Source organism: Lapidilactobacillus wuchangensis, from assembly GCF_003946645.1.
Taxonomy (GTDB): Bacteria; Bacillota; Bacilli; order Lactobacillales; family Lactobacillaceae; genus Lapidilactobacillus; species Lapidilactobacillus wuchangensis.
Genome location: NZ_RHOU01000001.1, coordinates 169,509 through 184,776 on the forward strand (window position 1 = coordinate 169,509; position 15,268 = coordinate 184,776).

Genomic DNA, 15,268 nt, shown 5'->3' on the forward strand with positions numbered 1-15,268 from the left:
TTTTCACACATTCACTAAGTTTCAGTGGTTGGGAACTCGATTTGTAATTGCCACAACTGCTGATGAAAAATTAATTATGCCCGAGTCGTGTTGAAAAGACAAGCAACCAGCTGATTGCCCCACGTGCACGGGTACTGATAACCTTTTAAAAATAGTGATAAATTATGATGAGCAAGCCAGTCCCGAGGTTTAATTATGCTAAAATATTCAATAGGAAAGAAAGGATGTGGCCCTTGATGAAAGTGATTTATGGTCGTCAACAAGATGATGTACGGGCGCGTTTGTATCAACAAATTGGTCAGGATTATCAGGCCAATCCTCAAGCTCAATTCATTTGTTTAGTGCCCAACCACATTAAGTTTAACAGTGAAGTCCAGATTCTAGCGGCCTTAGGTGCCAGTGATCCGCAATTAAGTGCCAGTGGCATCATTGCTAGTAGTCGTTTACAAATTCTATCATTTTCCCGGTTGTTGTGGTATTTCTTGCGAGATGATCCTTACTATAATCAGCCGCAATTATCAGCGGCCACCCAAGCCATGCTGCTCAGTGACTTGTTGAATGCCCATCAGGCTGAATTGCCGATTTTCTTTGGTGAACGTCGGCGAATTGGTTTTTTGGAGCAATTAGGCAAGCAGTTAACTGAATTAAGCCAGGGTGATTTTACTGTGGCAGAGTTAACCACGATTACCCAGCAATTAGGGCTTCAGGACGTGCCAGCATCCACAACTGCTAAATTACAAGAGTTAACATTTATTTATGATCATTACCAAACCGAAATCGGTCAAAATTTCGTGACTAACGAACAATTAATGGCTTATTTAATTGACCAAGTGAAACAACGGCAATTTAAGCAGTATTTTATTTACTTGACTGGTTTCTCTCACTTTAATCAGCAACAATTAGCGCTGATCAGAGCTTTGGCACAGCAACAGGCGCAAATTTATTTAACCCTCTATCTGCCCACAACTGTTCATGACACGACCGAAAATTATTATTTCCATAGCTCTTATCAGACTTTGGCACAATTAGGCGTTGACGATTTGGCGGAATTACCGGCTGAAAATCTGTTGCCAGCTACCGAATCGCGATTAAGCCCTGAATTAGCAGCTGTCGAGGATTTTTGGATTGGGTCAACGAATGGCACGACTTTGCCGCCAGCGCCGAAACTGAAGCACCGGACTAACTTGCAAGTTTGGCAAGCGACTTCAATTACTAGTGAAGTGCGGGCAGTGGCCAACTATATTCGTGAGTTAGTGGCGTTGCAGCATTATCGTTACCGTGATTTTTTAGTGGTGGCTGATGATTTATCCCAGTACACAGCGACAATCGAAGCTTTATTTCGCCAAAATGAAATTGCTTATTTTAACGACTTACAAACGCTGATGGCCAATCATCCCTTTGTGGTCTTTATGCGATCGTTATTGCAGTTAAGCCAAGGCAATTTCCAAATAACTGACTTATTCACCTGGTTGCGAACTGAATTATTACAACCAGCTAATTTGGCGACGCCGGATTTTCGCGAGCAGCTTGACTTGTTGGAAAATTACGCGATTGCTTATGGTATTCGCCCAGAGCAATGGTTCAAAACTAAGCCGTGGCATTTCCAAGGACCTTATCAAAAAGTCGCGGCGGCAGATGACGACTTAACACCACTGCAGCAAGATCAATTAGCAGCCATTGAAAGCTTGCATCAATTTGTGGCGCAAACATTAGGGCAGTGGCGCCAAAAAGTGAGTGGCTTAACCAATGGCCGCGATTTTGCCACGGCTTTGTACCAATTTCTTGAACAGTGGGGCGTCTTAAAACAACTGCAACAATGGGAACAAGACAGTTTGGCGACTCATGATTTAGTTTTGGCTCAACGCCCGCAACAAACTTATCAGGCTTTTGTGGATTTATTAGACGATTACGTCACGGTCTGGGGTGAGCGCGACTTTGACTTGGCGCTGTTTACTGATTTACTGAATGCCGGTTTTGACAATACTGAATTTGCCCAGATTCCAGCAACTCTGGATGCGGTCCTAGTCTCAGAAATGGGGATGGTTCAAAACCAAGATCACCGCATTACGATTGTTTTAGGGGCCACTCGAGAAAATATGCCCCAACAACGGCAATCACAACAATTAATTGACGACCAAGAGCGGGCCCTGATCAATCAGGTAACTGACCAGACGGCTGGCCCACAATTACAGCCAACAACTGCTGAAAGCGCGATTGATTTACCGTTGCAATATGGTACCGTTTTTTTCAGTGGCAGTGAGCGCTTGATCTTTAGTTATCCTAGTACGAATAGTGCCGGCGATAATAATGAAATCTCACCTTATGTCCAACGCATCCAACAGTACTTTAATTTAGGCCAGCCGACTTTAATGCGGGAATATCCGCCCTTAGTCGCGGCCAATCAAGCTGAACAAATTTTGGGTTTTGCCGCTTCTAAACGAGCGGTCAGTGGTCAAGTACTGTTGCTAGCCCGGCAATTAAAAGATCAAGGGAAGGCATTACCGGCTGCTTGGCAGTGGGTGGTGGATGGTTTAACGACGGGGCCTGAGCAAGACTTTTACCGTTGGTTGCAAACGAGTTTAACTTATCGCAATCAACCGGTGAATTTGTCACCAGAAAACGTCACGGGACTTTATGGCCAGCATTTATACAGTTCGGTTTCACAGCTGGAAACTTATTATCGCAATCCTTATGAATATTTCTTGCAGTTCGGTTTGAAGTTGCGACCACGGCAGCTATACCAATTAAATAGTGCCGATACGGGAACGTTTTTCCATGATTATTTGGATCATTTCATTAAGACGATTGCCCAACAACAGTTAAAATTGGCGAATTTGACGCCTAATGAATTGGCAGCATTGAATCAACAAATCACCAGTGAGTTATTAGCGGCGGCACCATACCAAATGCTTAATGGCCCCGGCCAAATGCACTACTATGCCCGGCGCTTGACCAAAACCAGTGCCTTCATGACCCAAGTGATCAGCGAACAGGCTAAGCATACGATTTTTCAGCCGTTTAAAACTGAGGTTCAATTTGGGGTGATTGCTGGCCAATCTGGTTTGACTGGAATCGAGATTCAATTGCCAGATCAAGAAAAACTGTCGGTTCGTGGGAAAATCGATCGGATTGATTTGGCCCAAATTGGTGATGAGCAATACTATCAAGTGATTGACTACAAGTCTGGCCAAAAGAAATTTGATTACACGATGGCTTATTATGGCTTGTCACTGCAGCTATTGACTTATCTTCAAAGTGTCGCCAACAATTTACCACAGTTGCAACTTACGAAAACCCAACCAGCGGGCGCATTTTATCTGCATTTAGGTGACACGCCGGTTAAATATCAAAATCAAATGAATGTATTGCAGGAAATTCTCGATCAACATCGTTATCAAGGTTTATTGGTTGATGCGGCTGACAGTGCGGCTAGTTCTGATTATTTAGGCGCCCTTGATCCTCAGGCAATCGAACAGAAGTCCTGGTTGTATCCGATCAATTATTTGAAGTCAAAGAAAACTTACAAAATGGCGACTAATAATGTGGGCATTACGCCAACGGAATTACAGCAACTTCTAGCACATAATCAACGTTTATTGACCCAAGCAGCTACTGAAATTTTTTCTGGGAAGCTGAGTTTGACGCCATATCGCTTAAGCAGTAAAGAAACTGGCCTCCAGTATAGTGATTTCAAGACGATCATGATGTTTGATGCCATGCTCCCTGAGAATCGTTATCGTCAATTAAATAGTTTAGATAAAAAAGAAGTCTTCAATAAATTAGAGGAGGAACAGCAGCATGACTGATTTCACACCAGCGCAACAGGCGGCAATTGAACATCATGGCCACGATATTCTGGTTTCAGCATCGGCTGGCTCTGGCAAAACCACGGTCTTGGTTGAACGGATCATTAACGAAGTTCTCGCTGGCATTAATCTAGATCGACTGTTAGTGGTGACCTTTACTGACGCCGCTGCCGCTGAAATGCGTGGTCGGATTCGCCAAGCCATTGAAAATCAACTGGCTAACGCCAGTGAAGCCCAACAGATTCAATTTTTACGGCAACAGCTGAATTTACTTGGTAGTGCCCAAATCAGCACACTGCATGCCTTCTGTCTGCAAGTTATTCGTAAATTCTATTATGTGCTACAGCTAGATCCTAGTTTTCGCTTGTTAACTGATCAAACCGAACACGAATTATTAATGGAGAAAGTTTGGCAGAATATTCGGGATCATTATTATGATTTAGATGATCCTGATTTCTTTGCGTTGGCTGATCAATTTGGTAGCGATCGGTCTGATCAAGGACTGGCGGAAACAGTTTTTCAGTTGTACCAATTCGCGGTGGCGCGGCCTAATAGTCAGGCCTGGCTGGCGCAAATTGCCACTGATTATCAAACCGGTGATCAGTTAGCTGACAATCATTATTTTCAACAATGGTTACGGCCTTATTTTCGGGAACAAGTTCAACAAATTCAGGATAATTTACGGGCGTTGCTGACGGCCACAGATCAAATTAGTAACGCTGAGCAATTAGTGACGCTGATTGAGCAAGACTTACAATTGACCCAGCATTGTTTGAATTTACCAGCAGCTAGCTATGCCGATTTCAAAACGGTGCTAACTGATTTGGCGTTTCCAGCCCAGTTCGAGCTTAAGGGGCGGAGTAAGGCCAACAAAGAATTATATGCCACTGAATTACCGCAACGTCAAGCTGTTAAAGATTTGCTGGAGCGATTGAAAAAGGAATGTCAGCAGCCATTGGTTGATGATTTCTTCTTCGCTGATGAAGCCTTATTGATTCACGGTCAACAAGCGACGGCCAAAATTTTGGCCACGTTAACCCGAATCACCCAAGAATTCATGACCGCTTACCAAGCCGAGAAGCAACGGTTAAAAGCCCTAGATTTCAGTGACTTGGAACAGTTGACTTGGCAATTACTCACTTGGCAAGATGAAACGGGTTATCCCGTGCGCAATTATTACCAGCAACAATTTCATGAAGTATTAGTTGATGAATATCAGGATATTAATCCCTTGCAGGAGGCTATTTTACAAGCCGTGGCCCAGCGTCAACCAGGCAACTTATTTATGGTTGGTGATGTTAAACAGTCGATTTACGGTTTCCGGCAGGCCGACCCCAGCAAGTTTTTGGAAAAATATCAACAGTTTAAAGCCGCCGACCATCCTGGGGAACGGATTATTTTAGCCGAAAATTTCCGTTCGACGGCGAATATTAATCACAGTACGAATTTTATTTTTCAACAAATCATGCATCATGACTTTGCCGAATTAGATTATGATCAAGACGCCCAACTCGTCACTGGGGCCACTGATTATCCCAGCGATCTAGAAACCACTACCGAGTTATTACTCTATGATCAAAAGAGTGCGGCAGCCATAACCACAGAGACGCCGGAGTTTGCTAATAATGAATTAGCCGCTAGCCAGGATAAAAAATTAGCCACGATTCGCCTAATGGGCTTGCGCCTCAAACAAATGGTTGAGCAGGGTTATCAAGTTTATCAGCGGGGTAGTCATGGCAGTGAAGGGCAAAAGCGGCCGGCCACGTATAGCGACTTCGCAATTTTAGTGCCAACACGCCAGAATAATTTGGAAATTGTCAGTCAATTTCAAACTTTGCAGATTCCGATTTTTGTTAAAGATGCCAATGACTTCTTTCAAACGACGGAAATTCAAATCATGCTGGCTTTATTACGAATCATTAATAATCCCGAGCAGGATATTCCGCTGGTCACTGTGTTGCGCTCACCAATTGCTAGCTTTGATGAAAATGATTTGGCGGCGGTCCGCAGTTTAACTAAGACCGGGAATTTTTATCATGCCTTACGCCAAGTTGTCACTACTGAGGTTGAAGTGGCACCAGAATTACAAAATAAAGTCACTAAATTGTTGGCCCAACTCCAAGGTCTGCGGGAATATGCGGTTCAACATAGTATTGCGGAATTAATTTGGCATATTTATCAAACCACTGGTTATTTGGATTATGTTGGCGGGATGCCTGGCGGTCTGCAGCGCTCGCTTAATTTGCAAGCCTTATATCAACGGGCTTTTAGTTATGAACAAACCAGTTTTAAAGGCTTGTCGCAATTTATTGATTTTATTGAGCAGATGCAACAACATGACCAAGATTTGGCTCAAGCCCAGGTCGGCACCGCTGATCAGGACGCAGTGCAATTGATGACGATTCATGGTAGTAAAGGATTGGAATTTCCGATTGTCTTTATTTTCGATATTGATCATCGTTTTAATATGTTGGATTTAACCCAGCGGAAATTAATTCTCGACGGTCAGTATGGACTGGGAACGAAATATTTGGATCTAGAGCAGCGAGTGAAATATCCGACGCTGATCAATAGTTTTGTGCGGCGTCAGCATCAGCAGGCGTTAATTGCTGAAGAAATGCGGAAACTTTACGTGGCGATGACGCGAGCCAAGCAGAAACTGCTGTTAGTCGGCGCGGTAAGCGATTGGGAACGAGATCTGGACAAGTATCAACTGACTGATGGGGATGCTCCTACAACTTTATTACCATTGCGATTACGGCAATCTGATAAACTGAACAGTTTTCTGCAAATGATTTTGCCAGCAGTTTTACGGTCGCCCGCTTTAAAAGTAGTTGGCACTGAGACTGTTCCTGATGTGGCAGCAACTCAGCAAGTCAAAACCAACCAAGCCCAGTATTTGATTCATCTTTATCAGTTAGCTGATTTAATTGAGGCACCAGTGGCAGCACCACCTGCGGCTAAGGCCAGCGAGCCAACATCGGCGGTTGATGCTAAGTTACAAACGACGATTGAGCAATTATTTAATTTTCAATATCCTTATCAGACTGCCACCCAAACCACGGCTTATCAGTCTGTTTCTGAAATTAAGCAAGCTTTTGCTGATCCTGATCAATTTCAGCTTAGTTTTCTACCGTTAGCAACTGGTAACGTCAAGCGGGATTCAGCTGCCGCCGCAATAACCACGGTCAATGGCCGTTATTTGAACGATGATTTACCTAAACCCAAGTTTTTAATGGCAGACCAAACGATTACTGGCGCCCAAATTGGTACGGCGACGCATTTGCTGTTGCAGCGCGTTGACTTAAGTCAGGCGATGACGATTGATTACTTATCAGCTTTACGGCAAAGTTTAGTTGACCAAGGTTTGTTGGAAGCAGCGGTGGCGGCCAAAATCGATTTGCCTGAGGTTCAGAATTTCTTTGGCAGTGAGTTAGGACAAGCGCTTCAGGATCCAGTCAATCAAGTTGCTCGCGAAGTGCCATTTTCATTATTGTTGCCTGCCCAAGCTATTTTCGAAATGCCGGACGAGCCCAGCGTTTCAAATTTACTGGTTCATGGTATTATGGATGGGTACTTAATCGGGCCTAACGGGGTGACTTTGTTTGATTATAAAACTGACAGCATTTCCGCTGCTCAGAAAACTCAACGTTTAGCCCAATTAACTGAACGTTACCGTGGTCAAATCAATCTTTATGGCCAAGCACTAAGCAATATTTTGCAACAACCAGTGACCCATAAATTCCTTTATTTCCTGAGTGCCAATCAATTGGTCGAATTATAGAAATTTAAAACCGGGTCTAGAAAGGAGTGGCGTATTTTGTCAGGAAAAACTTATGCCGTCGTTGATTTAGAAACGACAGGCACTCAGCGTCATGCCAATCATCATATTATTCAGTTTGGCTGTGCCATTATTACTGATCAAAAAATCAGTGAGCACATTTCCTTGACGATCAATCCTTTACGTCCCGTTCCCAAAGAAATTATTGAATTAACAAAAATTGATCCGGCCATCCTGAAAACATCACCAACTTTTGCTGAGGTGGCACCGACCTTACATGATTTATTATCCGATAAAATTTTCGTGGCCCATAACGTCAATTTCGATTTGCCATTTCTCAATGAAGAATTCAAAAATTGTGGTTTGCCACCATTAACAGTAGCGGCCATTGATACTGTGGAGCTAGCGCAGATTATGTTGCCCCAAGCGCCTAGTTATCGTTTGCAGGATCTAAGTACTTATTTGAATATCGTCCATCGCCATCCTCATCAAGCTGACAGTGATGCGATTGCCACGGCCAAAATTCTGCGGTTGTTATTGAAACGAGTCAAACAAATGCCGGGGCCGTTACTGAAGCAATTAGCTCGCTTAAGTCAGAGCTTAAGTTTGCAAACTGGCCAAGTTTTCCAAGAAGCCTATCAGCAGAATCAACAGTTAAGCTTACCTAATTATTTGCAACAAATTGGCCCCTTTGTTTTAAGGCGCGAGCCCAGAGCCGACGCAACTTTGGAATATCGACAATTACAAGCTTACCCGCAAACCGCGGCCCAAAAAACCCAGCGGTGGGGCCATTTACTGAAACCACGAGCAGCTCAGTTTAAGATGATGGACTTTATTGAGCAACAGTTGACCACGAAAGATCGTGGGGCGCAATCACAAAAGTTAGTTGTTGAAGCACCAACGGGCATTGGTAAATCATTAGGCTATTTATTGCCGTTGTCTTATCAATTGACAGCCACACCGGCTAGACGGATCGTGATCACTACGCCGACAACAGTGCTGCAAAGCCAGTTAAAGCGGCAAGCACTGCCAATGTTAAATGATCTACGAGCAACCAATTTCAGTAGCGTGGTCTTGAAAAGTGCCACCCATTATTTGGATTTAAGTCGCTTTGCAAATTATTTACGCGTGGGCCAGCAAAATCGTGGCACCGTCATTAATGAAATGCGAATTTTAGTTTGGTTGACCCAGACTAGAACTGGTGATTTAGACGAATTACAATTGACCAATTATGAAACGGCCTTTTTCCAAAGCATCAATCATTTGCCAACCTTGTCACCAGGAAATCGTTATTATCAAGTTGATTTCTGGCGACGGGTGCAAGAAGACGCGGCCAGTGCAGCAATTGTGTTAACTAATAATGCTTATTTGGCACAACATTTAAGTGATTTTACTCGGGAACAGTCGATTTTAGTAATTGATGAGGCGCAGCATTTTGCCGATGATTTGACCCGAAGTTCCCGCCATTATTTCTCAACCATGAAGTTGGCTCAATGGTCTCGCCAAGTCAGTGAAATCTGCCATTATTTGTTGGACAATGCTGATATTGAGCCAGCGTTAACGCCATATTATTATCAACTCAGTACTTGTCAGCATCAATTGGACCAATTCACGGAAGCTTTGCAAGATTTAAACGATCAAATTATTTTATTAGTGGGGCAGAATTTCATTACCCAACCAGTCTATTTAGATTTGGCCCCCAAACAAACGCGGCAAAAATTGCAACAAGCGCTAACCGCGACGATCAGTCAATTAGATCATTATTTGGAGCGGTGCTTGCCAGTTGAATCAGCTTTTGACCGTGGTCAAGTGAGCGGTCCTACGCAGCAACGGGTGAATCATTGGCAGTTATTAAATAATCAACTGGAGTCCAGTTTAGGTTATTTAATTGCCGCTCGTGATCATCTACAAAATCCTGTTTTTGCCAGTTTTGGTTTTTACTTGGATGTTGATGATGATGGCATTTCTTATCGCTTTAATTGGTTGGCAAAAACTCATGAACAGTTGCGCGAGGAACTTGATCAACAATTTCCCGCCCAGCTCTATACTGGAGCCTCATTGGCGGTCGGTCAGAAGTTCGACTACTTTTTACGCCAGTTGAATTTGACTAGTGATCAAGTGACGACGTTGCAGTTAGCTTCGCCATTTGATTATGCCAATAAAGCCGAATTATTATTGCCGACAACCACTTATTCGCCATCTGAAAATGGGGCTGATTATGATCGCTGGTTGGCCAAGACAATCTTGCCAATTTTACAAGCAACCACTCAGCAGACGATGATTCTCTTTAATTCATTAGCCAGTGTTAAAAATGTCTATTATGCTTTGCAACCACTAGTAGGTAATCAACGCGAATTATTTGCTCAAGGTGTGACTGGTAGTAATGATAAAATTGCGAAACGGTTCCGCTTCGCGCATCACGGCGTCCTACTAGGCTCACAAAGTTTCTGGGAAGGGGTCGACTTTCCTGGAGAACAACTATCGCTCTTGATCATTACGCGAATTCCTTTCGAGTCACCTAAAAACCCGATGACTAATTATCGCCAAAGTCAAATGACTGCTGGTGGGCAATCACCATTTTATGCGGATACATTACCGCGGGCCATTTTAAAGTTGAAGCAAGGCTTTGGTCGGTTGATTCGGACTGAGACCGATCGAGGTATTGTGCTGCTGCTAGATGAACGTGTGGCTCATAGTAGTTACGCCAGTGAAATCCAACAGGCTTTTCCTCAGGAGTTGTCGTTGTTAACTTTAGACAACCAAGTTTTACCACAACATATTCATGATTTTTACCAAGAAAAATGATTTAAGATTGGCCTGAATTAGTGTTTGAGGATTGGGTTTAAGTCGCTCCCTAGTTGAGGACAGCAGGGGACCAGCGATTTAGGGGACGTGGAACATGGTGGGCGTTGATTTGAGCTTATTGCTAGCGCAACAATCTCAAATACAAGCCTTATTCTAACCGCTAAAGCGGCAAGAATAATTTCACCAAACGTGTTCTGCAAGGTAGTCTCTTCCGCTTAAGGTATCACTAGCAATTGTCTGTCGGACAATCACTAGTGATATCTTAATGCTCAGAGCCTAACCACCTTGCGTCACACTCTTACATTGACGCCAATCGCTGGGCCCCTGCCGAGATTAAACCAACAGAATTCAGCACCACTAATTTGAAAAACAGATTCATGTAAAGTCATAGGCTAGTTTGACAATCTTTCTGAATTTAAAACTAGAAAATGGCAAATAAATTTTTCATCTACTATTCAATTGTTACTGCAATTCAAGTTAAGTTGATTAGTTCTAGTACAATTGCCCTTATCACTAACAACTGTGAAATGAACCGTCTCAATTCCAGACGGCGTGGAGGGATCTTGGCGTCAGCCGCCAAATTGTTCTTAGTGGCTGTGCCACTTAGAACAAGGCTTGTATTTGAGATTGTTGCAAAGCAATAAGCTCAAATCAATGCCGGCAGCGTTCCACGCCAAGCAGCCCGGAACAGAGTCAGAACAAATTCTGTTTTCAAAGTCTTCACAGATTGTTCTTGAAAAGAGCTATCCGGTTTTGAGTAAATCCACAAACTCGCCGCTCTTCACAACTTGGTGTTTTTTCGGTATAATTTATAGGGAACTAATAAGGAGTTAGACATGACGCGTAGACGTAGAAGAATAATATGGTTCAGTATTTTAGCAGTTGTTTTGGTTTTCTGCGGCTTCTATTTGATGGCGTCAATGCCACGAATTAGTGCTCGCCAGCAAACTGTTGCTATTGCGAAAAAAGCTGGCTTAACTGATGTTGATAATTTTTCAATGTATCAGCGCCAGCAGACTTATTATGCGGTTAATGGTTATAACAAGCAGCAAAAGCTGACTTATGTCATCGTTAATGGCAAGACTGGTAAAATCAAAATGTTGTCTGGCAGTAAAGGCTTGAGTCAAAATCAAGTGCGGTCAATTGTTAAACAACGGTATCAACCCGCTAAGATTTATGGGATTAGTTTGGGCCTTGATGGTGGCGACCCGGTTTGGGAAGTTGCGGTTAAGAAAAGTAACGGTCATTTAAGTTATCGGCTGTTAGATTTTTATACAGGTAAGACTGTGGATTTAATTGATAATTTATAAGTTGGGAGTTCAGTGGGAATGGTACAGCAAATTCGCATCAATCAAGCAAAAGATCATGTTAACGAAGAGGTCAAAATTGGCGTTTGGTTAACTGATAAACGTTCTAGTGGTAAAATTTCTTTCTTACAATTACGTGATGGGAGTGCCTTTTTCCAAGGTGTTGTCGTTAAAAATAACGTGAGTGAAGAAGTTTTTGCTTTAGCCAAAGAATTGCATCAAGAGAGCAGTTTCTGGGTTACTGGGGTGATTCATCAAGATGACCGTTCTCATTTCGGTTATGAAATTGAAGTGAGTGATCTGGAATTAGTTGGTGGTAGTGAAGAATACCCAATTACTCCGAAAGATCACGGAATCGAATTCTTATTGGATCATCGTCACTTATGGTTACGTTCTAAGCGGCCATTTGCGATTATGCAAATCCGTAATGAAATGATTCGCGCCACTTACGAATTCTTCAACAAAGAAGATTTCATTAAGATTGATCCACCAATTTTAACTGGTTCGGCCCCAGAAGGCACCACGGAATTATTCCATATTGATTATTTCGACCAAGATGCTTATTTAAGCCAAAGTGGTCAATTATATATGGAAGCTGGCGCTCAAGCTTTTGGTCGGGTCTTCTCCTTCGGCCCAACTTTCCGAGCTGAAAAATCAAAGACGCGTCGTCATTTAACGGAATTCTGGATGATTGAACCAGAAATGGCCTTCACTCATCAAGATGAAAGCCTCGAAGTTCAAGAGAAATATATTGCTTACTTGGTGCAAAGTGTTATTGACAATTGTGCCTATGAATTGAGTATCCTGGATCGTGATGTTGAGTTATTGAAGAAATACACCAAGACACCATATCCGCGGATTTCTTATGATGAAGCTATTGAAATGTTGCAAAAAGCCAACTTTGATGTGAAGTGGGGCGACGATTTCGGCGCACCAGAAGAGACTTACATTTCTGATCAATTTGAACAACCAGTTTTCGTCATGAATTATCCAACGAAGATCAAGCCATTCTATATGAAGAAAGCACCAGATCGTGATGATGTTTATCTTTGTGCCGATATGTTAGCGCCAGAAGGCTATGGTGAAATCATCGGTGGTTCTGAGCGGGAAACTGACTATGACGTTTTACGACAACGTATTTTAGATGCTGGCTTAGATGAAAAAGACTATGACTGGTATCTTGACTTGCGTAAGTTCGGTAGCACCCCACATTCTGGCTTCGGCCTTGGTTTCGAACGGGCGATTACGTGGATCTGTCACTTAGATCACTTGCGCGAAGCGATTCCATTCCCACGAATGATCAACCGGATTGAACCATAATCGGTTTTACCATTGAATAGTGGTCCTGGTTGTGCAGCTTAAATTAAATAATCTATTGTTACCAAAGAAGTAAAGGACTGACGACTAATGAGTGAATTCACTTTGAATGATTTAGTCGGAACGCCGCAAACAGCAATTGCCAACTTGATTCTCGATCATTACGCCTTATTGGGCATGGACGATCATCAATTGGCAATTTTTTTGCAAATTATTAAGTTTCGACAGTTAAATGAAAAATTTCCCAGTCCCGAGCAACTGGCCAAAGTTGTTCGGCGACCAGTAACGCAAGTGTATCAAACCTTGCAAGAATTAGTTAAAAATAATTTTTTGGCAGTCACAGCTTTTGAACAAGACGGGCAACATCATGATCAATACGATGTCACGCCATTCTTCACTAAATTAACTGAATTACACCAGCAACAAAATCGGGTTGATCAATTTCAAACTGAACAGGCCCAGATCAGTCAATTGTATAAGGAATTTGAAGTTGAATTTGGCCGGACGCTCTCACCAATTGAATTCGAAACAATCGATAGCTGGTTAAATCAGGACCATTACAGCGTTGAAATCATTCGATTGGCATTGCGCGAAGCTGTCTTAAGCGATGCGCGGTCCTTTAAGTATTTGGATCGAATCTTGCTGGATTGGCAACGCCGGAATATTAAGAACAGTGCCGATTTAGAACGCTATAAACAGAAATTTTAGGCTGTTTCAGTCGAGTTATTTAATTCAATACAAAATCGAATCAAATTGACTGAACCCGCCAACTTCGACTTAAGGATTAACCATAATAAAGTGTGGTAACTCAATTCCAGACGGCGTGGAGGAATCTTGGCGTCAGCCGCGTTCCACGCCAAGCAGCCCGGAACAGAGTCAGACGTAATTCTGTTTAATCGAAAACATTCAGCATTGGCAAGAACCGAATTTTAACTTGAAGTTTGAGTAGGAGGTTAGAAAATATGTTAACACCTGCGAAAAGTCGCGTGGCGATTGAAAAGATTATCGATCTTTATCCTAACGCCGTGGGCAGTTTAACGGCCCGAAGTCCTTTTGAGATTGTGGTGGCGGTGTTGTTAAGCGCTCAAGCAACTGACGTGTCGGTAAATAAGGCCACGCCAGCCTTATTTGAACGTTTTCCGGACCCAGCTGCTTTGGCGGCAGCCACACCTGCGGAAGTGGAGCCATACATTAAACAAATCGGTCTTTATCACAATAAAGCGAAGTATTTAGTTGCTTTAGGTCAAAAATTACAAACTGATTTCGGGGGTGTGGTGCCGCACACCATGACGGAATTAACCCAATTGCCTGGTGTTGGTCGTAAATCGGCCAGTGTTGTTTTAGGTGATGCGTTTGGGATTCCGGCTTTTGCAGTGGACACCCATGTTTCACGGATTGCTAAACGGTTGCAAATTGCTGCCGAGAAAGCCAGTGTCCGCCAAGTGGAAACCGCGATTACCACGGCACTTCCAGAAGCTGAATGGATTCATGGTCATCATGCGATGATTAATTTCGGCCGCGATATTTGCCACGCGCAAAAACCAGCCTGCCAGACTTGTCCATTGTTGCCGATGTGTGTCTTTGGTCAGGAGTACGTGCAAACTCATTAACTCATTTAAAAAAGTTAAGTTAAGATTGGAAGGGAAGTTTTAGTGATGCCAATCAATTATTGGTTTGCTATTTTAGCATTGGTCATTTGTGTTGGCTTAGTGTTTGGTGCCGCCAAAGGTGGTACACGGAAAGTACAAAAGGCCCAGAATCGCGCTGATCCTGTGATTGTGGCGCGTTGGGAACTTTTATTAGCGGAAAGTCAACCAGCGTTATTCAAGCGAGCTAAGAAAAAGAACATTCACTTCGGAGCTTCGATAATCTTTTATCTTGCTAGTATTGTCTTGATGTTTGCGAGCTTTTACGTTGCCTCACGTTACGACGATCTTGGCCTTTTCCAATTCAGTTGCGTTGCCTTTGGTCTGCTAGCTTTAGTAAACATCGTGACTTACCGGCAGTATTTTACAGTTCGGCGCCAGTTACTTCAGCATGTGCCAGCCGAGCATCCAGGGATTCCTGATAAATTTGTTGCTGACAAGCAGTTGATTGTCGCTAAAACCAGCAATAATATGAGCTATTATTTTTTAAGCATGTTCTTTTTAATGGTGGCAGCATTGTTGTTGACGATTTAAAGCAGCAATTCAATTTCTGAACCGCTGAATTTTATTAATGTTTTTCGGGCTAACTGCTTTTTAGGTTTCTTC

The 15,268-nt window shown here is 42.9% G+C and carries 8 protein-coding genes; all 8 read left to right on the plus strand.

Going from position 1 to position 15,268, the window contains the following annotated elements; genetic code table 11:
* The first annotated feature begins 236 nt into the window (after window positions 1-236).
* The 8 genes from EKM82_RS00730 (at window position 237) to EKM82_RS00765 (ending at window position 15,196) form a co-directional block, all read left to right on the plus strand.
* A complete protein-coding gene (locus EKM82_RS00730; RefSeq protein WP_225419632.1) occupies window positions 237-3,806 on the plus strand; it encodes a PD-(D/E)XK nuclease family protein in 3,570 nt (1,189 codons plus the stop codon).
* Window positions 3,799-7,590 carry a helicase-exonuclease AddAB subunit AddA gene (gene addA, locus EKM82_RS00735; protein WP_125766420.1) on the plus strand — a complete coding sequence of 1,264 codons (3,792 nt, stop codon included), beginning with the start codon at window positions 3,799-3,801 and terminating at the stop codon, window positions 7,588-7,590. Before EKM82_RS00730 ends, addA begins: the two co-directional genes overlap by 8 nt.
* 36 nt (window positions 7,591-7,626) lie before the next feature.
* Window positions 7,627-10,392: a helicase C-terminal domain-containing protein gene (locus EKM82_RS00740; protein WP_164508026.1), complete on the plus strand. Its 2,766-nt coding sequence runs from the start codon at window positions 7,627-7,629 to the stop codon at window positions 10,390-10,392.
* 836 nt (window positions 10,393-11,228) lie between these two features.
* Window positions 11,229-11,702, plus strand: coding sequence for a cell wall elongation regulator TseB-like domain-containing protein (locus EKM82_RS00745; RefSeq protein ID WP_125766422.1), 474 nt, complete (start codon window positions 11,229-11,231; stop codon window positions 11,700-11,702).
* An 18-nt stretch (window positions 11,703-11,720) separates the two neighbouring features.
* A complete protein-coding gene (gene asnS / locus EKM82_RS00750) occupies window positions 11,721-13,019 on the plus strand; it encodes an asparagine--tRNA ligase (RefSeq protein ID WP_125766423.1) in 1,299 nt (432 codons plus the stop codon).
* A gap of 87 nt (window positions 13,020-13,106) precedes the next feature.
* Complete coding sequence (locus EKM82_RS00755; protein ID WP_125766424.1) at window positions 13,107-13,724, plus strand: DnaD domain-containing protein; 618 nt, start codon at window positions 13,107-13,109, stop codon at window positions 13,722-13,724.
* Window positions 13,725-13,978: 254 nt separating this feature from the next.
* Window positions 13,979-14,626 carry an endonuclease III gene (gene nth, locus EKM82_RS00760; protein ID WP_125766425.1) on the plus strand — a complete coding sequence of 216 codons (648 nt, stop codon included), beginning with the start codon at window positions 13,979-13,981 and terminating at the stop codon, window positions 14,624-14,626.
* Window positions 14,627-14,671: 45 nt separating this feature from the next.
* Window positions 14,672-15,196, plus strand: coding sequence for a hypothetical protein (locus EKM82_RS00765; RefSeq protein ID WP_125766426.1), 525 nt, complete (start codon window positions 14,672-14,674; stop codon window positions 15,194-15,196).
* The last annotated feature ends 72 nt before the right edge of the window (window positions 15,197-15,268 follow it).